This window comes from Sagittula sp. S175 (assembly GCF_049800975.1).
Classification (GTDB): Bacteria; Pseudomonadota; Alphaproteobacteria; order Rhodobacterales; family Rhodobacteraceae; genus Sagittula.
This window is the reverse complement of record NZ_JBNAGB010000017.1, coordinates 90,835-110,279: the sequence shown is the minus strand read 5'-3', so window position 1 is coordinate 110,279 and position 19,445 is coordinate 90,835. Positions and strand designations below refer to the sequence as shown.

Below are 19,445 nucleotides of genomic sequence, written 5' to 3'. Positions count from 1 at the left end.
TGAACCGCGCCGGGTTTGCCGGAGGCTGGTTTGTCTTAGTTACGCGGCCATGTCTGATCTTTCCAGAGCGGCGTAGAAGTTTGCCTCGGCCTCTGCTGGTGGGATATTCCCGATGGGCTCCAGCAGGCGGCGGTCGTTGAACCAATCGACCCATTCGAGTGTGGCGTATTCCACGGCGTCGAAACTGCGCCATGGCCCTCGGCGATGAATGACCTCTGCTTTGAAAAGACCGTTGATTGTCTCGGCCAAAGCATTGTCGTAGCTGTCACCGACACTGCCGACCGACGGTTCGATTTCGGCCTCCGCCAGGCGCTCGGTGTATTTTATCGACAGGTATTGCGATCCGCGATCCGAGTGATGCACCAGTCCAGAGCCTGGTCGCCGCTGATGAACGGCCTGTTCCAGCGCATCGAGCACGAACCCGGCATTCGCTGTGCGGCTGACCCGCCAACCGACGATGCGGCGGGCAAAGGCATCGATGACAAATGCCACGTAGACGAAGCCCTGCCATGTGGCCACGTAGGTGAAGTCGCTGACCCAGAGCATGTCTGGCGCAGGCGTCTTGAACTGGCGGTTCACCTTGTCAAGCGGACAGGGTTGAGACCTGTCCGGGATCGTCGTCCTGTGTTTCTTGCCACGGATGGCGCCTTCGAACCCCAGATCCTTCATCAGCCGCGCCACCGTGCAGCGGGCCACATCGAAGCCTTCCCGGCGCATCTGATGCCAGACCTTGCGAACGCCATAGACCTTGTAGTTCTGCTCCCAAACGCGTTCGATCTCGGGCTTCAAGGCAATATCCCGCTTCGCCCGATCCGACAGCAGGTCGGGGTTCGCCCGCTTGGCCATGTGATCGTAGAACGTGGATGGGGCAATCGGCAGGTGCTTGCAGATCGGCTCGACCCCGATGGCGTCACGATGTTCCTCGATGAAGGCGATCATGTCCTGGACCGGCGGTCGAGCTCCGCCTGGGCAAAATATGCCGATGCCTTCCGCAGGATCTCGTTGGCCTGCTTCAGTTCGCGGTTCTCGCGTTCCAGCGCTTTCATCTTCTCGGCCATCTCGGTCGAGACACCGGCGCGATCACCGCGATCGACCTCCGCCTTCTTGACCCACTCGTTCAGCGTCTGAGGCGCACACCCGATCTTCGACGAAATCGACAGGATCGCAGACCAGCGGCTCTCATGCTGCCCTGCGTTGTCCAGAACCATGCGAACGGCTCGTTCGCGCACTTCGGGGGAATACTTGTTCGTCGTCTTGCTCATAATGCTCCATCCTACTCAAGAGTTGGAGCCTCCGGCAAACCCGGCGCGGTTCAGCGACCCTATCCGACCTGGATCGCACCGGCGTCGTTCACGCTGCACGAGGGGAACTTCTCTTCGGACGGGATCCTCCTCGTCACCATCATGCGAACGCATTCGGCTGACAGTGCGCTGACCTTCGAGGTGGCTGAGGAGCCGAAGCCCGGACAGGTGCGCGTCCTGCTGGATTTCGGGGGGTGCACGGAGCTGCTCCATCTGGCCGAGTCTGTCACGGCTGCCGAACTCTGGATCGCCAGAGAAGGCTATCGCAACGCGCGGCTGGAGATTGTCGGCAGCGAGGACGGCGATAGGGCAGGGAACGCAGAACTCGCCGCCTGAGCCTGGTAAATCCAAGGGGCCCCCCAAAGCGCGGGCCTCTCACCCACACGACCCTGTCCTGTGAGATCGCGGGGCACCATAGGATTCAATCCATCACGGAAAGAAATCTTCTACCAAATGTGTGTCCGGGAGGCTGGCAGCGATAGCATCAGCGGAACACCAGGCTCCAGTCAGCGGTCGCACCATCCCCCGCTCGCCATTCCCTTCCTTGCCCCGAATCCCGTCTTCGAGATCAACCCGCGAGGGGTCGGACTACGGGCGAACCCGTGCCGCCGGGTGGATTCGGACGAGCCGAACGCACCCGGTGATGTCAGCGAGTCTTCGGGCCTGCGAGGTCCTGTCGCGCGGGGGATGGTACCCCGCCTCCAAGACAGGAGCCAAACAGATGTCCCGCAAAGATGCTCACGCCTTCGCCGCCTCCCTCGCCGCCACGCTCATGGTTTCGATCGTCGTCGTCCAGGCCGGTGATGGAACCTATGGCGCCGTCCCCGCCGATGAAATCGACGGAGACGAAGTTCAGGTGGTGGGTGAGATCGACCCGTGGGCATAACGCCCACGCCTCCGAAGGGGGCTCTGGATTAAAGCCAGAACCGCCCCCTTCGTCGGATCACATGCCGATCGTTCAGCTTTATGGACGCCCGGAAACGTCGAGGAAGAGGCTCACCAAATCGACGTTTATGAAATAGTTGCTCTTCCCCGAGCGGTGCTTCTCCACAAAGCCGTGTTCCGACAAGGTGTCGAGATACTTCGCTGCGGTCTGCCTGCTGACACCCAGATCGTTCTGGAGGTATTCAATCCGGGTGTAAGGGTGGCGGAACAGGTTATTTAGAAGTTCCTGCCTGTAAATCTTCGGCAGTTCATCTCGCAGTCGGCGCTTCACGTTAGCCATCTGTTGTCGGATCCCGGTCACGATCTCGACCGTCGTTGCGGAACTCTCGGCAACCGCGTCGAGCATGTAGATGACCCAGCTTTCCCATTCCCCGATGTCGCGCACGGCTTGAAGGTGCCGATAGTAGTCAGACTTATTGCGGGTGATGAAGCGCGACAGGTAAAGGACCGGGATATCGAGCAGCCCGGTCCGGGTCAGATAGAGCACATTCAGGATGCGTCCGATCCGTCCGTTCCCGTCTGGAAACGGGTGGATACTTTCGAATTGATGATGGATCAGTGCCATCTTTATCAGTGGGTCGAGATCGCTGAGATCGTCTTCGTTGATAAACCGTTCAAGCGCAGTCATGTGCGTGACGATTTCGCGGGCATCTTGGGGGGGAACGAACACGATTTCCCCGGTTTGTTCATTTCTGAGAGCGGTACCCGGTGTCACCCGAAAGCCGTCGCTGCGACTCTTCAAGAGGCGAAACATGTCGACGAGTGCCGAATTGGGGATCAGCCCGCTGGTCTCCCCCAGCCGTGCGTAGCCAAGCCGCAAAGCGTCGCGATATAGAGCAACCTCCTTGGCGGCGGGGGACTGCGGGTTGTTAGGAAACAAGTCGGCCTGGAACAACTCGTCCTGCGTGGTGACGATGTTCTCGATCTCGGATGACGCCTTGGCTTCTTGCAGAGCCAACGTGTCGATCAGAATGCCCTGGTTCTAGATTGTCTTGGCTTGACCCTTAAGGTCGGCAAGGGCACGGCTGGCGCGTGCCAGCGCCTTCAGCACCGGGATCGTTTCAATCTCCGCCGCGGGAGGGAGGTCTGGAATGGCGTATGTTGGCTTTAACATGTTCCCCGTCTCATGTTAGCAAGGTGCGTTTTTTTTAACGTGACCGCAGAGTCATGTCAGCAAAAAGCCACGTCTTTAACTTGGTATGCCTTCAGTTCCATTGAGAACGGCGGTGAGAAAGTCGGTCACGGTTGCGACGAAGCACCTGTCTGGGCCGACCGTTCGGGAAAAATGCTCGCGGTTTGGGTTAAGTCAACGTCGCAGACACATGCTCTTGGTGTTCGACATTCCGACTGTGAAATCGCCTGAGGGAACGCTGCCTCCGTATCCGCGGATCGCGCATTCAGCGGTTGTTCCCAAGTCGGCTGCGATCGCGTGTGGTAGGGAAGATCCTGGCATTGACCTTCAGCTTTTCGGTATGCGCTTCGTTTGCACCTTATGGTTGATTTTTTGGTGAATGTGCCTTGTGTCCAGCCAACCCGGAATACGCTGTCGGTCTCGGAAACCGTACCCACCGTCCAATAGGCAGAGGCGTAAGGTGGCGGGAGAAATCTGAGGGCATGGTTTTCGTCGCGACGGAGTTGGGTAGGGGGTCAGCCTGTCCCGACTGGCAAGGGGACCTGGTCTGGCATGAGCTCCCCGCATCCCTCTGTCTCCTGGGCCATCCCTTCGACTGACAATCCCCTAATCCCGTTCGGTCTCCTGCGCGCAACCCCGCGTCAGTCCGGGCCGTGTTGGCCGCCTTTGGCGTCCTGCCCGCTCCACCCCGGTCCTCTGGGGGTGTCCGGTGTCCATGCTGTCCACCGTGCACGCGTCACCCGACGGGCTTTTTCAGGGTCTTGTCGAAGGGACGGTCCCGAAGATAGAACACACAGGAGCTTATCATGCAGAACATCGTCATCCTCGCCGGCAACATCGGCCAGACCCCCGAAACCCGCACCACCCAGAGCGGCACCAAGATCACCAACTTCAGCCTCGCCACCTCGCGCCCCCGCCTCTCGGAAGGCCGTGTGATGCGCGACGAGAACGGCTACCGGTTCATGGACACCGAATGGCACCGCATCACCTGCTTCAATGGTCTCGGCAAGACGGTCGCCGAGCATTGCGAAAAGGGCATGAAGGTCCTCGTCCACGGCCGCATCCACTACACCAAGTGGATCGACAGCATGGGGAACGACCGCTACGGCTGCGAGATCATCGCCGAGAAGGTCGACTTTCTGAGCCGTCCGAAGTCGGCCGAGAACGAAAACCCCGAGCTGGTCGACCGCGACGATGAGATCCCGTTCTGAAGAACGGGGTCTCCCCCTTGGCCCGGCGGGTTTTCCCGCCGGGCCAAAAGTTTCTTCGGGTCACTGGAAAAGGCACCCACGCTTGCCTTCCGATGCTGCGGGCCTTGAATGCGCCTAATTGTCCAACGTGCGCACGAGCTAGATTTCGTCTTTGGTTCTGGTCGCGCCGTGACTGCGATATGCGTCGAGCATCATACGCGTATATTCGGCCGTGCTCTGGGTCACGGTGCCCAAACCGGGCCATGCGAACAACGGATCCGACCAAGTAACTTCCACCTCAATCTCGATCCCAAGCATTGCGGCCACTTCGATCGCAGCGGTCGGCTCCTTGTCCTCGGGCCAGTAGTGATCCTCGAAGGAAACAACCACGTCGAGATCGTCATCAACCCAGATTTCGGCCAGACTCGCTCCCATGCGCTCGCTGGCATTGGTCGCATCCTCGAACAGGGCAGCCCGGATCAAATGGGTCACCTGGCCACTGTTGAGGTCAAGGCTTGGCCGTGGATCTATAATTGATACGATGGGTTCAATCTCTTGCCTTTCGGCGCGGGATTGGACTGGCACTGGTTTTTCATCGGTCGGTCCCAGCCAGATGGCTTCTGGAAAAATGTTGATTGGTGATGCGCCGCAGCCGGGGCAGTGCCATTGGTCTCCAGCGATCTGTGGGCCGGTGATCTCTGAGTTGCAGTGAAGGCAGTACCAGAGGTTCGATTCCTCCATCTCCAAGAACGGGTGCCGCACATTTCCTTCCGCATCCGGCTTTGTGGCGCGTCGTGGCCAATCGGCAAATCGCCGCGCCTTGACGCTCTGCATCAATTCCCTCGCAATCCCGATGGCTTCTTCACGTAGCACGCGATCGTTCATCGGGCTGGTCTGGGCATGCTTGATGTCGATCTCGACACGAGAGGCGGCCAAAGGGTTTTCTGGCAGCACGATCCGCCAACCCTCACCATCCATGCGGACGTCACCAAGCATTGTTTTCAGTTCGTATGGATGCCCCCGTACTTCTCCTCGAGTGACGGCATCGGGGCTTCCGAAGATATGGTCGAAGGCCGAACCCTCGTAGCAAGTGATCCGTTCCACGAAGGCCTTGATCGTGGCAACTTGTGCTTCGGAGGGAACCCACTCTCCTTTGGCGCTGCCTGTCAGCGCGTTCCAATGAGCAAAGCCCATTCGACTGGCAACAAGGTCGAGCGCTACGTGCTGTGGTTGAGCCGTCGCCCTAGCGTAACGCTTCGCCAGAATTTTCAAAGTCTTAAGCTTATTGTTCTCTGTCATGATCCATGTCCAAGCCGGATCTGACTAGGTGCCCGCTGCTAATCAGACCCGCCGATGGCATGAGGTCTGTTGTTCGAAATCAAGATCGCTGCAAAGCTTCGCGTGGCGGGCACACCGGCCTGCGAGAACGGCCTCCACCAACCTCTGCCATTTTCGGGTGCAGGTCAACACCGATGCGTGTCGGGCGTGGAGCGCCTCTGACTTACCGGCGTTTCCCCGAGAGAGTCCGAGTTTGGCCGGTTTTCCGGTGATGGGTTGAGGGCTGGGAGAGTGGCTCCCGGCGCCCGTCGTGGGAGATAGCCGATGGGCGTTGTTGAAATTCTGGATCCGGTTCAGCCGGCGCGGGCTGGTGGCTGGAAAGTGGATGTGAGCCGGGGTGAACGGAACGGGCGGGTGTCGTCCGAGTGGTTCAACCGGCCGGATGACGAGCGGTATCTGTCGCTCGACGATCTCTGGGCCAACGTGAAGGGTCGCTCCGAGCGCAGCCGCAGCCGGGTCGTTCAGACAGCCGATATCCGTGTCGAGGCCGCGCGCGACAACCCCGAGCGGTTGCATCTGATGCTGCCAAAAGCGCAGGAGCCGTTGGCACCCACGCACTGGGCTTTCGGCCAGCTTGCCAGCATCGTCGGTGCTCCGGCGTCCTACCTGCGGCAGTTGCCCGCGCCGCTGGCGGGGATCAACCTGCAATACGGCCTGACCAACCACCGCGCCGAGCAGGTGAAGACCTTCGAGACCGAGGATGGCCGCACGGAGCTGCGCGCGGTGACCGGTCCCGACTATGGCCGCATCCACGATTTCGAGCTGGTCGAGGCGGTGCAGCGCATCGCGGGCAATGGCACGGGCGACACGCGTTGGAAGGTGCCGGGCGTGCTCGACTGGTCGACCGGGGTTTACAACCCCGATGTCGAGATCAGCCGCGACACGACCACGCTTTATGCCTCGGACCGTGAAGTGTTCCTGTTCCTGGTCGATGACCGCAACCCGATCGAGGCGGGCCGGCTCCCCGACGGATCCCCCGATCTGTACTTCCGGGGCTTCTACTGCTGGAACTCCGAGGTGGGCGCGAAGACCCTCGGGATGGCGAGCTTCTACCTGCGGGCAGTGTGTCAAAACAGGAATCTGTGGGGCGTCGAGGAATTCCAGGAGACCCGGATTCGGCATTCGAAATACGCCGCCTCGCGCTTCGCCCATGAGGCGGCCCCGGCGCTGACGCGGTTTGCCAATTCCTCGCCGCAGGGCTTCGTGAACGGCATCAAAGCGGCGCGGCAGCAGATCGTGGCGCGCACCGACGAGGATCGCGCTGATTTCCTGCGCAAGCGTGGCTTCTCGAAGGCGGAGTCGGGCAAGATCATCGAGAAGGTGCTGATGGAAGAGGGCCGCCCGCCCGAGAGCATCTTCGACTTCGTGCAGGGCATCACGCGGCTTGCGCGCGATAAAACCCAGCAGGATGCCCGTCTCGACATGGAAGGCCGCGCCAAGAAGCTCCTCGACCGGGTCGGCTGACGCTGGCCCCGCCACAGCGACCGCCTGCATCTGCGGCGGTCGCGTTTTCCCCTTCCACATGCATGCCACTGGTCCCGTCCCGAAGGGGCAGGGCGCTTCGGCGAGCGCATTTCAGCGAGACCCCCATGCCCCCCCAGGAAGAAACCGTCATCCTCGAGGCCCGTGACATCCTTGGTCGCTACCTCAGTCAAAACCCGGTCATCGGCAGCTGGCAGGCGCTTCTGGACTATTGCGCGCTGACCGTGCGCGGGCCGGTCGAGCGCTTCCATGTCCTCTACCTCGACCGAAACAACCGCATCATCTCGGACGAGCTACTCTCGACCGGCACGGTCGACCATGTCCCGGTCTATCCGCGCGAGGTGATCAAGCGGGCGCTGTTGCTGAACGCTTGCGCCCTGATCCTGATCCATAACCACCCGTCCGGCGATCCGACGCCGTCGGAGGCCGATCTCAGCATGACCAAGGAGATCCAGAAAGGGTGCAGGTATCTCGGGCTGACGCTGCACGACCACATCATCGTCGGCGCCGGGACGGAGCTGAGCCTGCGGGCCCTGGCCAAGCTCTGACGCGCCATTCGGATCTGCAGCCGTCGCCCCTTGGAGGACGAGGGCGGCGGTTCGGTCTTTGACGGTTTGAAGCGGGGAGAGAGGCTCTCCGCACCGTCGGAGGTATTCCCATGTTCGACCTTCCTCTCCAAACTCGGCCAGCAACGCAGACAACAGGTTTGCCGCCGAGCCTCCTGACCGTTTTTGCAGATCAAGACTTGCCGTTCGCACTCACGACGGCTTGCCATGCGCCCGCAGCTCTCATGTCCGGGCAGGCACACCCCAAGGTACTGGAGCGGTTTGCCACGCTGGCCGAGGCCATGCAGGGGGCAATCGTTCACGCCGAAGATATCACACCTGAAGACGCTCCGCGCATCCTGGCAATCCTCGATCGGGAGGGCCGTCTCGTTCTGGCCGGAGCTACCTGTGATGTCGGGGTCGCATGGTGCTACCCGGTCTCGGATGCCGCCGAAGCCCGCGCCGTCGTGTCCGATGCCAGCCAGACCCGCGCGCAGGCCATGCGGGCGGCCGAGTGGCATGAACATGGCCTCGCGCGACGGCTGCGGCACCACGCCGACCTTCTCGATGCCCGTCTTGTCGATCCGCTCTGGCGTGTCTTCGCGTCTCGCGCCCTGCAGAACGCGGCGTGACGCCCGAGAGTCAGAGAAGGGCAGGGGAAGATGTGAGCCTGCGAGGACGAGAGAGAGCCTCGGGGTTCAGATCCCTTTCCTCATTCCGGAGTTTCCAATGTCCAAGATCGAACCCACCCTGGCCGCGCCGATGGCGCCGTCCAGGATTGATTTCACGGCCGTGCTGGCCCGGCAGACCGAGCGTGACGCGCGGATCGCAGCTTTGCGGCCGGCCAACAAGGAGCGCCTCTTCGATGGCCTGTCTGCCGCCGGCATCACACATGTGACCGTGAGCTTCGACGGCTATGGCGATAGCGGCCAGGTTGAAAGCATCGCGGCCTATGCTGGCGACGCCGAGGTTGCTTTGCCCAAGACCCAGATCGCCTATGCCGCATTGACCTGGGACGACCCGGAGGTCGAGATGCGGGTGCTTTCGCTCGAAGATGTCGTGGAGCAGCTGGCCTACGACTTCCTCTCCGACACCCATGGCGGTTGGGAAAACAACGATGGGGCTTACAGCGAATTCTGCTTCGACGCGCGCGCTCGCTCCATCCATCTCGAGTTCAACGAGCGCTTCACCTCGTCCGAACTCTACACGCATGATTTCTGAGGGGGCGGCGATGGCACATCCCTATCACCACGCCCTGTCATCGGTAAAGAAATGGGGCGGCACGGTCGACGACTTCATGGCCGTGCATGCCTGGTTCGACCAGAGCAAGGAGATCACGGCCGACTTTCGGCATCGGGCGCTGCGCCACCACGCCGAAGGCATCTTCATGGCCGAGACGCTCTTCGGGCCGCCGCTCACACTCTCGACCGGGCGCGTCATCCCGACCCGATGGGTCGGCGAGCAGCATGTGAAAGAGGATCTCGGCTTCATCCCGAGCTTCGCCGATTGGGTGAAGGCCATTCGGCCCGAGCCTTGGATGGGGCGGACCGAACGGATCGAGGCACAGGTCGATCCGCATCTCGTCTCGCCCGTGGTCGAGGTCACGTGACATGACCGATCCCACTTATCTAAGTCTTGGCTTGCCGCCGACCGCTTCGCCATTGGCAGTGGTTCGCGCGGCGGTCCGGGCGCTGCACCCCGACACACGCGCTGTTTGCGGCCTCCGGACGGCGCGCAAGCGTTTCTACCGGCAAATGCTCTGCGCGCACGCCGCACGAAAGGCGGAAGACGACACGTCGATCGGCTGATCGCTCCCGGCCGACCCTTCATCCGGACGCACTACCTGGCTTCTTGGCCGGGTCTTCCCCATTCAGGAGGTCCCCATGGCGGATTACTTCACCCATTTCTCATGCCTGATCGACGTCGGCAGTCCCGACAAGGCCGCCCGCGCGCTCGCGCTGTTTCAGGAACTTCGCGCTGCGGATCAGGACGCCGACGACCCAGATGTCGCTGGCTTCGATCTCGTGCACCAGGATGCCCCCGAGGGCAGCAGCCTCTGGATCCATGATGACGACCACGGCGATGTCGAAGCCGTCATTCGCTTCGTCTTGCGTCTCGCCGACGACCTTGACCTCACCGGCCTCTGGGGGTTCCAGTATGCTCTGACCTGCTCCCGGCCGCGCCTTGACGCCTTCGGCGGCGGCGCGCATGTCGTCGATCTCGGCGCTCGTAAATCCATCGGCTGGTCCAGCACGCAAGAATGGATGGTCGCGGCGCTGAACGGGGAGGACGTCGATGCCTGAGATCATCTGCACCACCGTCTACCAGTTCCCTGAACTGTCAGATGCGGCCAAGGAAAAGGCGCGCTGCTGGTATCGTGACCTAGGGCCGCACGACGACTGGTGGGACGCGGTCTATGAGGATTTCGGGCGGGTCTGCGAAATCCTCGGCATCTGCCTGAAAACCACTCCCGTCCGGCTGATGGGCGGCGGCACGCGGGCCAAGCCCAGCATCTGGTTCTCCGGCTTCTGGAGCCAAGGCGATGGGGCCTGCTTCGAGGGCTACTGGTCCCACGTCAAGGGCGCGGCTGCGTGCATTCGGGACTACGCCCCAACCGACGCGACGCTGCACGGCATAGCCGACCGGCTGCAGGCCATACAGCGGCGGAACTTCTACCAACTCACCGCCGAGGTCAGCCACCGCGGCCGCTATTACCACGAATACACTATGTCGGTTGACGTCACCCGCGACAGCCCGACCTGGCAGCCTCCCACCGAGGACGCGAAAGAGGTCGTGACTGAGGCGCTGCGCGATCTGACCCGCTGGTTCTATCGGCAGCTTGAGGCCGAATACGACCACCTGACCTCGGACGAGGCCATCGAGGAGGGGATCATCGTGAATGAGTATACGTTCACCGAAGGAGGGCACCGGTTCGGGTAACAGAGATCAATGTGCAAGGTTCATTTGATCTTTACAGTAAGTCCATATGGACTACATTGAAGTCAATGGAGGACGCCATGTACGTTGCTGAGAAAACCCGGGAACCTGCACAGGTTAACGCCGTCGCGTTGAAGGCTTACGCACGCGTGGTCGATGCTTGGGGCCTTAACCTGAACGAAGCGGCTGGCCTTGCCGATATGACGGTGAGCACGTGGAAGCGCGCCAAGAAGCCGGGTTTCGCGGGGGAGCTCACCAAGGACCAACTGCTGCGGCTCAGTGCGGTGATCGGCATCTACAAATCGCTCGAACTCTACTTCTCCTGGCCGCTCGCGCGAAGCTGGTTCACCCGACCGAACACAGGGCCGCTGTTCGGGGGTAGCCGTCCGGTTGACACCGCCATCGACGGTGGCTTGCCGCAAATTCTCGCGGTTCGAACCTATCTTGATGCATTGCGCGGTGGGGCATGAAGCAGACCGAGATTTCTGATCGTGGTCTCGTTCGTCTCCTGCCCGCCACTTACCACAAGCCGCCATCCCTGCGTGGTCTCGTCGATACCGAAGACGAGATGGAGATTCTGGCAGAAATCGAGGGCCTGACCAGCGGCCGTCTTCTGGCGGAATGTGGCCGCAACCCGCATCTGGACCCGCGCGAGCTGGCCTGGCAGCGGCGCAGCCGTGATCTGCGTCTCTACGGCGACAGTCACGTCAACGCCGCCTTCACCTACACCCGCGCTGGCGGAAACCGGTTCAACACCGAGGAGCGCGGTGCCTGGTACTGTGCGTGGGATGTGATGGTTTCCGTCAGCGAAGTGGCGTGGCACCGCACGCGCGAACTTGACTTCACGGGCAGCTATCATGACAGCGCTCGCTATGTGGAAATGCTGGCGGACTTCATCGGCGTCTTCGACGACATGACCGACGAGCCGGGTCATCCCGCGCTGCATCCGGATCCGGCTGTCGGATATCCCGAGGGCCAAAGCCTTGCCCAGCATCTGCGCCGGGCTGGATCGCGGGGCCTTATCTACCCCTCAGTTCGGGCTCCCGCGCCGGGCGGGAACTGCCTCGTCTGCTTCGAGCCCCACGCCATCCAGAACGTCCGGCCGGGCGCTTCTTGGGATCTTGTGTGGGATGGGACACCGCACTACTCGATTGCGGCCGTCGGCTGACGAATTTCAGCGCATGCGCCCTTGGAGGTCAGAAGAAATGAAAGTAGCAAACAGTAATAGCCCCGACGTCACGAACTTGAAGCCAAGCGACCATCAGGCGTTCTTCGAGGTTTTGGATTCTCCGCCCTCACCGACGGAAGCGCTGCGGGCGGCATTTCGTAGGCGGAAGGAAGCTTTGGTGGATGCGTGCGCCGACTCGCCATCCACCAACTGACAACCATCACTTATTCCCGTCGATCCACTTCGACATGAGCCCCTTGTCGCGGAAGCATTCGTCCGGAACGGCGCGCCGTTTGATCCGGGCGAGCTTCTCAGCGAAAGCAACCTGCTTCGAGGTTGGTCGGTTTTCTGACGCCACGGGCGCGCGCTTGGCCTGGGCGTCGATTCAGGCGCTCAACGCGCGTCGATCTTGCTGAGTTTCCCAAGGCAGGAGTGTTCCATTGCGCTGTGCGAGGGACCGCGCATAGGCGAGCTGCTTGGGCGTGGCGGGCAGGGTCAAGGTGGTGCTTTCCATCGAAGAACTCCCTTTCTGGCTCATCTCCCAAAATAGAACATAAAGGGAACAAAATCAAGCTGTGTGCCGCAGTGCCTTGGTGAGAGAGGCAGAGGGTGGATGGGAAAGATCAGGTCCGAGGATGCCCGAGAGAGGGTGTCCGGACCCGATCCTGTTCCTCAATCCGGAGTTTCCCGATGACCCATCTTGCCCCTGTTGCGCAGGCGTCTTTGCCTGCGCCCATTGTCCCGTTGGCCGCAAATCCCGCTCCTGCGATCGTTACTGTTGCCGAAGCGCTGCAGCCCGATCTGGCTCAAGGGCTTCAGATCGACGCGCTGCGTCTGCGGCTTGAGATGGAACATGCCTTTGGCGGTTCCGATGCGACCGGTGCTTGGGACTGGAAGCTCGCCTATGAGGCTGGCGAGGTGGCGCTGATACTCTTCCTGCGAAAGTTCGGTCGGGCGCTGCTTGCGCGTGCCGGCTCGCCTGCGGCGCTCTTGCCGATCCTCGCCAAGGTGGCAGGCCTCTTGCCGACGCACACCCGGCGGTCCGAGGAGATGGAGCGGTTCCAACAATTCTCGACCCCGCTGCCGATGGGGCTGGCGGCGCTCGCTGCCGCGCAGATTACACCGCGCGATCTGGTCCTCGAGCCTTCGGCCGGGGCTGGGCTTCTGGCGATCCTTGCCGAGATCGCGGGTGGCAGCCTCGCGCTGAACGAACTCGCCGAAACCCGCGCCGATCTTCTGCGCCTCCTCTTTCCGGGTTGTCCCGTCAATACCTTCGACGCCGCACAGATCGACCATTATCTGGACGCAGGCTTGCGCCCCAGCGTCATCCTGATGAACCCTCCGTTCTCTGCGATGGCCAATGTCGATGGCCGGACGACCGAAGCGACGGCGCGCCATCTGCGCTCCGCCCTTGCCCGGTTGGCCCCCGGCGGGCGTCTGATCGCGATCACCGGTGCCGGTTTCGCGCCGAATGCGCCCTCTTGGTCCGAGACCTTCAGCCACCTGACCGGGGCTGCGCATCTGGTCTTCACCAGTGCGGTGTCGGGCGCAGCTTTCGCCAAGCACGGCACCAGCTTCGAGACGCGGATTTCTGTCTTCGATAAATGCCGCGGCGGCGAGCCGGGCGGCATTACCGCAGACCTGGGCCAAGCCATGTCCGCTGACGTGGCGAGCCTTCTGTCCCGGATAGTTGCCGAGGTGCCACCGCGCCTCGAACTAAATGCGTCGTTCGTCGCGCCCTCGCAACCCACTTCCCCTTTCCGGGGAGCTCCTGCCCGTGCGTCCGGCACTGCATCTGGGAAATCGCGTGTAACGCCGTCCGCCAACGCCGAAGCAAGTGTCTCTACGCTGGTTGCCGAAGAACTAAACTACGCTCTCCGCGACGCCGGAGAGGACGAAGATGCCGCGCGGCTGTCCGATGCCATTTACGAGACCTTTCGTCTACAGGCCATCGACATCCCCGGCGCGGCCGCGCACCCGACCAAGCTTGTGCAATCGGCGGCCATGGCCTCTGTCGCACCGCCGAAACCCAGCTATCGCCCCAAGCTTCCGGCGGCCATCTTGCGCGACGGCCTGCTGTCCGACGCGCAGGTTGAGACCGTCATCTACGCGGGCGATGCCCACGGCGCTTACCTCGCCGGGTGTTGGACCGTCGATGAGACCGGTGATGTGGTCGCCGCTGCACCGGACGATGCCGCTGACGCCGTCCGCTTCCGCCGCGGCTTCTTCCTCGGTGATGGCACCGGGGCGGGCAAGGGCCGCCAGTCGGCTGGGATCCTGCTTGACAACTGGTGCCAAGGCCGCCGCAGGGCGCTCTGGATCTCGAAGAGCGACAAGCTTCTGGAGGACGCGCAGCGCGATTGGTCGGCGCTCGGGCAGGAGCGACTTCTTGTGACGCCGCTGTCGCGATTTGCCCAAGGCCGCGACATCCCGCTTACCGAGGGCATTCTCTTCACCACCTATGCGACGCTGCGCTCGGAAGAACGGGGTACCAAGAAATCCCGCGTCGACCAGATCGTCGACTGGCTCGGGGCGGATTTCGACGGGGTGATCCTCTTCGACGAAAGCCATGCCATGGCAAATGCGGCCGGCGGCAAAGGCGAGCGGGGCGATACCATGGCCTCGCAGCAGGGCAGGGCGGGTCTGCGCCTGCAGCACAAGCTGCCGAATGCCCGCGTGGTCTATGTCTCGGCCACGGGCGCGACGACGGTCCACAACCTCGCTTATGCTCAGCGTCTCGGGCTCTGGGGCGGGGAGGATTTCCCGTTCGCAACCCGGGCGGAATTCGTGGAAGCCATTGAGGCTGGCGGTGTCGCGGCGATGGAGGTTCTGGCCCGCGACCTCCGGGCGCTCGGCCTCTACACCGCGCGCTCGCTGTCCTATGACGGTGTCGAATACGAGATGCTGGAACATGCGCTCAGCCCCGAGCAGCGCGGCATTTATGATGCCTATGCCGGGGCCTTCGCCATCATCCACAACAACCTGACCGCTGCGCTGGAAGCCGCGAACATTTCCGGCGAGAGCGGTACGCTGAACCGTCAGGCGAAGTCCGCTGCGCGGTCAGCTTTCGAGTCCGCCAAGCAGCGCTTCTTCGGCCATTTGCTCACCTCGATGAAGACCTCCACGCTGATCGCATCCATCGATGCCGATCTCGCCGCAGGCCATGCGGCCGTCATCCAGATCGTCTCGACAGGTGAGGCACTGATGGAACGCCGCCTGTCGGAGATCCCGATAGACGAATGGAACGATGTCCGCTGTGACATCACGCCAAGGGAATATGTCCTGGATTACCTCGCCCATTCCTTTCCGGTGCAGCTCTACGAGCCATTCACCGACAGCGAGGGCAACCTTTCGTCTCGGCCCGTGACACGGGACGGCCAACCGGTCGAATGCCGCGAGGCCGTCCGCCGGCGCGATGCGCTGATCGAAAAGCTGGCTTCGCTCCCACCCGTCCCCGGGGCGCTAGATCAGATCGTCCAGCGTTTCGGCACCGATCTCGTGGCCGAGGTCACGGGGCGTTCACGACGCATCGTGCGCAAGGGCGAAGGGCATTCGGCACGGCTCGTGGTGGAGAACCGGGCCGGAGCCGCGAACCTCTCGGAGACCCAAGCCTTCATGGATGACGAAAAACGTATCCTGATCTTCTCGGATGCCGGCGGCACCGGGCGCAGCTATCATGCTGATCTCGGAGCGAAGAACCAGCGCTTGCGGGTCCACTACCTCTTGGAGCCCGGCTGGAAGGCCGATGCCGCGATCCAGGGCCTCGGGCGCACCAACCGCACCAATCAGGCGCAGCCGCCGCTCTTCCGTCCGGTGGCCACCGATGTGAAGGCGGAGAAGCGGTTCCTGTCGACCATCGCGCGCCGCCTCGACACGCTGGGTGCCATCACGCGCGGTCAGCGCCAGACCGGAGGGCAAGGGCTGTTCCGCCCCGAGGATAACCTCGAGTCTCCTTACGCGCGCGACGCCCTGCGCCAGCTTTACCGCCGCATCTATCGCGGCGATTTGGCCGGATGCTCGCTCGGGGCCTTCGAGGATGCCACCGGTCTCAGCCTGACCGATTTCAACGGGCTGAAGGATGACCTGCCGCCGATCACGACCTTCCTCAATCGCCTGCTGGCCCTGACGATCGACATGCAGGCGGTGCTCTTCTCGGCCTTTGAGGAACTCCTGGATGCGCGAATTGAGGGCGCCATCGCCGCCGGGGTCTATGATCTCGGGCTCGAGACACTGCGTGCCGAGAGCTTCCGGGTGACCGACGCACAGGTCATCTACACCCATCCGGGCTCCGGCGCGGAAACCCAGCTGCTGACCATCGCGGAAAAGCGCCGCAACACGCCGACCTCGCTGGCCGATGCGCTCGAATGGCTGGATGACCCGCAGGCGCGGCTTCTGGTCAACAGCCGCTCGGGCCGGGCTGCCGTGCAGGTTCCCGCCACCAGTCACATGCTGGACGATGGGACCATCGAGCCGCGCCTGCGCCTGATCCGCCCGACCGAGGCCAGCACGGTCCCGGCCAAGGTCATGGAGGACACCCACTGGCTCGAGGCCGACCGCGCGGCCTTCACAGCGGCGTGGACTGCGGAACTGGCCGAGGTGCCGGAGTTTTCGGAATCCACGCTGCACATCGTGGCAGGTCTGCTGTTGCCGATCTGGAAGCAGCTTCCCCAGGATGAAACTCGCGTCTACCGCCTGCAGACCGATGACGGGCAGCGCATCATCGGCCGCCGCGTCTCGCCTGCCTGGGTCGCGACCACGCTGGCCGCCGATGCGCCCAAGCTCTCGGCCGCGCAGGTCCATGCCCTCGTTCTGGAGGGCAAGACCGTGGTGTGCCTGTCCGAAGGGATGGAATTGCACCGCTCGCGCGTCATGGGCGCGAACCGGATCGAACTCTCGGGCTTCTCGGAGGCAGCCAAGGATCGGCTCAAGGCCGATGGCTTCTTCTCCGAGATTATTAGTTGGAAGCTTCGGCTGTTTTGCCCGACCGACGCCGATGGCGTCGCGATACTGGATCGTCTGCTTGCACGTTGTCCTGTCGCAAGTCTACATGATCGCGGAGGTTATTGACCCATGTATTCCGAGACCGAAGACCTCGTGCGCGATCTGGCAGAAAATGCCGAAGGCATCTGTCGTGCCTACCTTCCCGCCGGACGGCGGGAAGGATCCTACTGGATCGTCGGCGATCTGCAGAACAACCCGGGCCGGTCACTCTTCGTGCGGCTGACCGGCCCTGCGTCGGGACCAGGGGCAGCGGGCAAGTTTACGGATGGGGCCACAGGCGAGCATGGCGATCTCCTGGACATCATCCGCGCCCGGACGGGGATCACGCGCTTCCCCGACCTTCTCACCGAGGCCCGAGCGCATCTTGGCCGTCCGCAGCCGGTCGTCCCGGATAGGCAAGAGCCGAGGAAGGCCAAGACCCCCGGTGGCACGCCAGCGGCGGCGGCGCGCTTGTTTGCTGCCTCGAACCCGATCACAGGCACGCTTGCTGAGACCTACCTCCGTTCCCGAGGCATCACCCAATTCGGGGCGAACGGCGCCTTACGCTTCCACCCGAAGTGCTGGCATCGGGAAGAGGGGCAGACCCGGAGCATCCCCAGACCGGCGATGATCGCGGCGGTTACCGATGGGGCTGGGGCCGTGCAGGGCGTGCATCGCACCTGGCTGGCGCCTGACGGAAATGGCAAAGCAGAAGTCGATCCGCAGCGTCGGGCAATGGGTCACCTCCTCGGCAATGCCGTCAGGCTGAGCTCGCAGGATGACAGCCTCGTCATCGGCGAAGGCATCGAAACCATGTTGTCCCTGTCCGAGGCGATCCCCAGCCTGCCCGTCTGGGCGGCGCTCTCGTCGGGACACCTCGGGGCGGTCCTGCTGCCGGCGGGGCTGCAGCGTCTCTACATAGCGATCGACCGCGATCCGGCAGGGCAACGCGCGGCAGAGAAGTTGAGCGCCAGAGCCTCCGACGTCGGGATGCGCGTGCGGGTGCTGGAACCGCGGCTCGGGGATTTCAACGATGATCTCCGGGCGAACGGCAAGGACGCGCTGCGCCAGCATCTGGCAGGTCAGATCGGGCCAGAGGATCGGCATCGCCTGCCCAGCTGAGCTGCATCGCGCAGGGGGGGGGCTGGGAGTGCGGGGCGGGGGTCGCGGATCCTTGTCATGGCTGTGGATCGTCGCTTTGCCTCTTCCCGGGCAATCTCATCCGCGCGTCACCCACACGGCCTTCAATAGATGGGCAGGCCGTCAAAGCGTTTGCCCCTGCAAGGTCGGCAGGGAACCTATTTCCGCCGGCGGCAAAGCCGCCTTTGCATCGCGAGACAAATAGCTTCCCTGCCGACCTCCTCCACGCTGTTCCGGCCCCGGTGAAGCCGGGGTGAAGGGGCAGCCGCCCCGACGGCTCGGGTCTGCCCATGAAGGCCGCGCGGGATGACGCGCGGACGAGACAGGCCCGGAGGCAAGAAACCGATGACGATCCTCACCCACGACGACGCGTATGAACCCGCCCATAGCGCATCCCAGACCGCCCATGCGCTCGACGAGCTCCAGCTCTACGGCTACCGTCCCTTTGACGAGCCCGATCCGCGCCCGATGCCCGATGGGCAGCGCCTTGCCGTCGCCGTCGCCGACATCTTCGACGCCCTCGTCGCAACCCTGGAAGACACCCGCATGGAACCCGACCTCGAAGAGGTGCTCTGGGGCCAGGTCAACCTCTTCCACCGCGCCACGGCCCGGATCGAGCGGACGCTCGATGAGAACGAGCAGGCGCAGCGCCGCCTCCAGCGCGAGCAGGACGGCTCCGAAGTAAAGTCCGTCGAACTCGAGCGTCTGACGGCCGAAGGCCTGACTCTCGTTGAACGGCGCAACTGCATGGACATGATGCGCGATCACGCCGCCACCGAGTTCGTCCATCACACGGGATCGACCTGGCGACCCCGCACCGGATCGATGGTGAACCGCCAGCACATGACCGCAGCGCTCATCGACAGCCGCGACTTCTTGGCCGCCAAGCGTCGGGCAGAGACCGAGGTGATGCTGCCCGCAGGTCCCAAAGTCGCCCTCACCGGTGGGACCGACTTCAACGATCATCGGCTGATCTGGGGCAAGCTCGACCAGGTCCGGACCAAGTATCCCGATATGGTCCTTCTGCACGGGGGAAGCCCCAAGGGCGCAGAGCTCATCGCTGCCAAGTGGGCCGAGGCCCGCGGCGTGACGCAGGTGGCCTTCAAGCCCGACTGGACCAAGCACGCCAAGGCCGCGCCCTTCAATCGCAACGACGCCATGCTGGACGTGCTGCCGGTCGGGGTCCTTGTCTTCCCCGGAACCGGTATCCAGGAAAACCTCGCCGACAAGGCCAAGAAGCTCGGCATCCCGGTCATGAAGTTCGAGAAGGGGGCGTGAGCCCCCGAC

19 protein-coding genes, 2 pseudogenes and 1 other annotated feature are annotated in these 19,445 nt (G+C 63.0%); of the genes and pseudogenes, 17 read left to right on the top strand and 4 right to left on the bottom strand.

Going from position 1 to position 19,445, the window contains the following annotated elements; genetic code table 11:
• Positions 1 to 39: 39 nt before the first annotated feature.
• Positions 40 to 1,262, bottom strand: a protein-coding gene (locus tag ACP16H_RS18865) for an IS3 family transposase (protein WP_425073750.1) whose coding sequence is annotated in 2 segments (ribosomal slippage) — positions 40 to 974 and positions 974 to 1,262 — 1,224 coding nt in all. Because the reading frame shifts where the segments join, the coding sequence is not laid out codon by codon here.
• Positions 865 to 981 (bottom strand) — a sequence feature (AL1L pseudoknot). It overlaps the preceding gene by 117 nt.
• A gap of 54 nt (positions 1,263 to 1,316) precedes the next feature.
• Here ACP16H_RS18865 and ACP16H_RS18860 point away from each other — a divergent pair.
• Positions 1,317 to 1,637: pseudogene (locus ACP16H_RS18860) on the top strand (hypothetical protein); the annotation flags it as partial.
• Positions 1,638 to 2,022: 385 nt separating this feature from the next.
• Entirely contained in the window at positions 2,023 to 2,187 is a 165-nt protein-coding gene (locus tag ACP16H_RS18855) for a hypothetical protein (RefSeq protein ID WP_425073793.1), read from the top strand.
• Between the two features lie 78 nt (positions 2,188 to 2,265).
• Here ACP16H_RS18855 and ACP16H_RS18850 read toward each other — a convergent pair whose 3' ends face one another.
• Complete coding sequence (locus ACP16H_RS18850) at positions 2,266 to 3,216, bottom strand: Fic family protein (protein ID WP_425073794.1); 951 nt, start codon at positions 3,214 to 3,216, stop codon at positions 2,266 to 2,268.
• A 968-nt stretch (positions 3,217 to 4,184) separates the two neighbouring features.
• Between ACP16H_RS18850 and ACP16H_RS18845 the strand changes: the two genes are divergently transcribed.
• On the top strand, positions 4,185 to 4,589 hold the full coding sequence (locus tag ACP16H_RS18845) for a single-stranded DNA-binding protein (protein ID WP_425073792.1): 405 nt from the start codon (positions 4,185 to 4,187) through the stop codon (positions 4,587 to 4,589).
• Between the two features lie 138 nt (positions 4,590 to 4,727).
• Here ACP16H_RS18845 and ACP16H_RS18840 read toward each other — a convergent pair whose 3' ends face one another.
• On the bottom strand, positions 4,728 to 5,867 hold the full coding sequence (locus ACP16H_RS18840; protein WP_425073791.1) for a hypothetical protein: 1,140 nt from the start codon (positions 5,865 to 5,867) through the stop codon (positions 4,728 to 4,730).
• A gap of 303 nt (positions 5,868 to 6,170) precedes the next feature.
• On the opposite strand from ACP16H_RS18840, the gene ACP16H_RS18835 reads away from it, so the two are divergent.
• The 11 genes from ACP16H_RS18835 to ACP16H_RS18785 all read left to right on the top strand — a co-directional run bounded on the left by ACP16H_RS18835 (position 6,171) and on the right by ACP16H_RS18785 (position 12,252).
• On the top strand, positions 6,171 to 7,370 hold the full coding sequence (locus ACP16H_RS18835; RefSeq protein WP_425073790.1) for a DUF932 domain-containing protein: 1,200 nt from the start codon (positions 6,171 to 6,173) through the stop codon (positions 7,368 to 7,370).
• 125 nt (positions 7,371 to 7,495) lie between these two features.
• Positions 7,496 to 7,936 carry a JAB domain-containing protein gene (locus tag ACP16H_RS18830; RefSeq protein ID WP_425073789.1) on the top strand — a complete coding sequence of 147 codons (441 nt, stop codon included), beginning with the start codon at positions 7,496 to 7,498 and terminating at the stop codon, positions 7,934 to 7,936.
• Positions 7,937 to 8,046: 110 nt separating this feature from the next.
• Entirely contained in the window at positions 8,047 to 8,565 is a 519-nt protein-coding gene (locus ACP16H_RS18825) for a DNA repair protein RadC (protein WP_425073788.1), read from the top strand.
• A gap of 97 nt (positions 8,566 to 8,662) precedes the next feature.
• The gene (locus ACP16H_RS18820) at positions 8,663 to 9,154 is read left to right on the top strand and encodes a DUF6878 family protein (protein WP_425073787.1); all 492 of its coding nucleotides are present in this window, start codon (positions 8,663 to 8,665) and stop codon (positions 9,152 to 9,154) included.
• Positions 9,155 to 9,164: 10 nt separating this feature from the next.
• Positions 9,165 to 9,542 (top strand): DUF6915 family protein, encoded by a 378-nt coding sequence (locus ACP16H_RS18815; RefSeq protein ID WP_425073786.1) that lies wholly within the window; start codon positions 9,165 to 9,167, stop codon positions 9,540 to 9,542.
• 1 nt (position 9,543) lies between these two features.
• Positions 9,544 to 9,741 (top strand): hypothetical protein, encoded by a 198-nt coding sequence (locus ACP16H_RS18810; protein ID WP_425073785.1) that lies wholly within the window; start codon positions 9,544 to 9,546, stop codon positions 9,739 to 9,741.
• Between the two features lie 75 nt (positions 9,742 to 9,816).
• Positions 9,817 to 10,236 (top strand): hypothetical protein, encoded by a 420-nt coding sequence (locus tag ACP16H_RS18805; protein WP_425073784.1) that lies wholly within the window; start codon positions 9,817 to 9,819, stop codon positions 10,234 to 10,236.
• Positions 10,229 to 10,873: an antitoxin of toxin-antitoxin stability system gene (locus ACP16H_RS18800; protein ID WP_425073783.1), complete on the top strand. Its 645-nt coding sequence runs from the start codon at positions 10,229 to 10,231 to the stop codon at positions 10,871 to 10,873. Before ACP16H_RS18805 ends, ACP16H_RS18800 begins: the two co-directional genes overlap by 8 nt.
• A gap of 65 nt (positions 10,874 to 10,938) precedes the next feature.
• Entirely contained in the window at positions 10,939 to 11,340 is a 402-nt protein-coding gene (locus ACP16H_RS18795; protein ID WP_425073782.1) for an MbcA/ParS/Xre antitoxin family protein, read from the top strand.
• On the top strand, positions 11,337 to 12,038 hold the full coding sequence (locus tag ACP16H_RS18790; RefSeq protein ID WP_425073781.1) for an RES family NAD+ phosphorylase: 702 nt from the start codon (positions 11,337 to 11,339) through the stop codon (positions 12,036 to 12,038). Before ACP16H_RS18795 ends, ACP16H_RS18790 begins: the two co-directional genes overlap by 4 nt.
• Positions 12,001 to 12,252: a DUF1778 domain-containing protein gene (locus ACP16H_RS18785; protein WP_425073780.1), complete on the top strand. Its 252-nt coding sequence runs from the start codon at positions 12,001 to 12,003 to the stop codon at positions 12,250 to 12,252. Before ACP16H_RS18790 ends, ACP16H_RS18785 begins: the two co-directional genes overlap by 38 nt.
• A gap of 6 nt (positions 12,253 to 12,258) precedes the next feature.
• Here the strand turns inward: ACP16H_RS18785 and ACP16H_RS18780 are convergent.
• A pseudogene (locus ACP16H_RS18780) lies at positions 12,259 to 12,552 on the bottom strand (hypothetical protein).
• 176 nt (positions 12,553 to 12,728) lie between these two features.
• Here ACP16H_RS18780 and ACP16H_RS18775 point away from each other — a divergent pair.
• The 3 genes from ACP16H_RS18775 (at position 12,729) to ACP16H_RS18765 (ending at position 19,436) form a co-directional block, all read left to right on the top strand.
• The gene (locus ACP16H_RS18775; RefSeq protein ID WP_425073779.1) at positions 12,729 to 17,105 is read left to right on the top strand and encodes a strawberry notch-like NTP hydrolase domain-containing protein; all 4,377 of its coding nucleotides are present in this window, start codon (positions 12,729 to 12,731) and stop codon (positions 17,103 to 17,105) included.
• A gap of 3 nt (positions 17,106 to 17,108) precedes the next feature.
• On the top strand, positions 17,109 to 18,140 hold the full coding sequence (locus tag ACP16H_RS18770; RefSeq protein WP_425073778.1) for a DUF7146 domain-containing protein: 1,032 nt from the start codon (positions 17,109 to 17,111) through the stop codon (positions 18,138 to 18,140).
• A gap of 363 nt (positions 18,141 to 18,503) precedes the next feature.
• The gene (locus tag ACP16H_RS18765; RefSeq protein WP_425073777.1) at positions 18,504 to 19,436 is read left to right on the top strand and encodes a DUF2493 domain-containing protein; all 933 of its coding nucleotides are present in this window, start codon (positions 18,504 to 18,506) and stop codon (positions 19,434 to 19,436) included.
• Positions 19,437 to 19,445 lie beyond the last annotated feature (9 nt).

Bases quoted from the DNA above. Each gene is read 5' to 3' on its own strand.
- ACP16H_RS18770 (WP_425073778.1), top strand. From the start codon at position 17,109: ATGTATTCCGAGACCGAAGACCTCGTGCGCGATCTGGCAGAAAATGCC.
- ACP16H_RS18830 (WP_425073789.1), top strand. From the start codon at position 7,496: ATGCCCCCCCAGGAAGAAACCGTCATCCTCGAGGCCCGTGACATCCTT.
- ACP16H_RS18775 (WP_425073779.1), top strand. From the start codon at position 12,729: ATGACCCATCTTGCCCCTGTTGCGCAGGCGTCTTTGCCTGCGCCCATT.
- ACP16H_RS18790 (WP_425073781.1), top strand. From the start codon at position 11,337: ATGAAGCAGACCGAGATTTCTGATCGTGGTCTCGTTCGTCTCCTGCCC.
- ACP16H_RS18785 (WP_425073780.1), top strand. From the start codon at position 12,001: ATGGGACACCGCACTACTCGATTGCGGCCGTCGGCTGACGAATTTCAG.
- ACP16H_RS18810 (WP_425073785.1), top strand. From the start codon at position 9,544: ATGACCGATCCCACTTATCTAAGTCTTGGCTTGCCGCCGACCGCTTCG.
- ACP16H_RS18820 (WP_425073787.1), top strand. From the start codon at position 8,663: ATGTCCAAGATCGAACCCACCCTGGCCGCGCCGATGGCGCCGTCCAGG.
- ACP16H_RS18835 (WP_425073790.1), top strand. From the start codon at position 6,171: ATGGGCGTTGTTGAAATTCTGGATCCGGTTCAGCCGGCGCGGGCTGGT.
- ACP16H_RS18845 (WP_425073792.1), top strand. From the start codon at position 4,185: ATGCAGAACATCGTCATCCTCGCCGGCAACATCGGCCAGACCCCCGAA.
- ACP16H_RS18805 (WP_425073784.1), top strand. From the start codon at position 9,817: ATGGCGGATTACTTCACCCATTTCTCATGCCTGATCGACGTCGGCAGT.
- ACP16H_RS18815 (WP_425073786.1), top strand. From the start codon at position 9,165: ATGGCACATCCCTATCACCACGCCCTGTCATCGGTAAAGAAATGGGGC.
- ACP16H_RS18800 (WP_425073783.1), top strand. From the start codon at position 10,229: ATGCCTGAGATCATCTGCACCACCGTCTACCAGTTCCCTGAACTGTCA.
- ACP16H_RS18765 (WP_425073777.1), top strand. From the start codon at position 18,504: ATGACGATCCTCACCCACGACGACGCGTATGAACCCGCCCATAGCGCA.
- ACP16H_RS18795 (WP_425073782.1), top strand. From the start codon at position 10,939: ATGGAGGACGCCATGTACGTTGCTGAGAAAACCCGGGAACCTGCACAG.
- ACP16H_RS18840 (WP_425073791.1), bottom strand. From the start codon at position 5,867: ATGACAGAGAACAATAAGCTTAAGACTTTGAAAATTCTGGCGAAGCGT.
- ACP16H_RS18825 (WP_425073788.1), top strand. From the start codon at position 8,047: ATGTTCGACCTTCCTCTCCAAACTCGGCCAGCAACGCAGACAACAGGT.
- ACP16H_RS18855 (WP_425073793.1), top strand. From the start codon at position 2,023: ATGTCCCGCAAAGATGCTCACGCCTTCGCCGCCTCCCTCGCCGCCACG.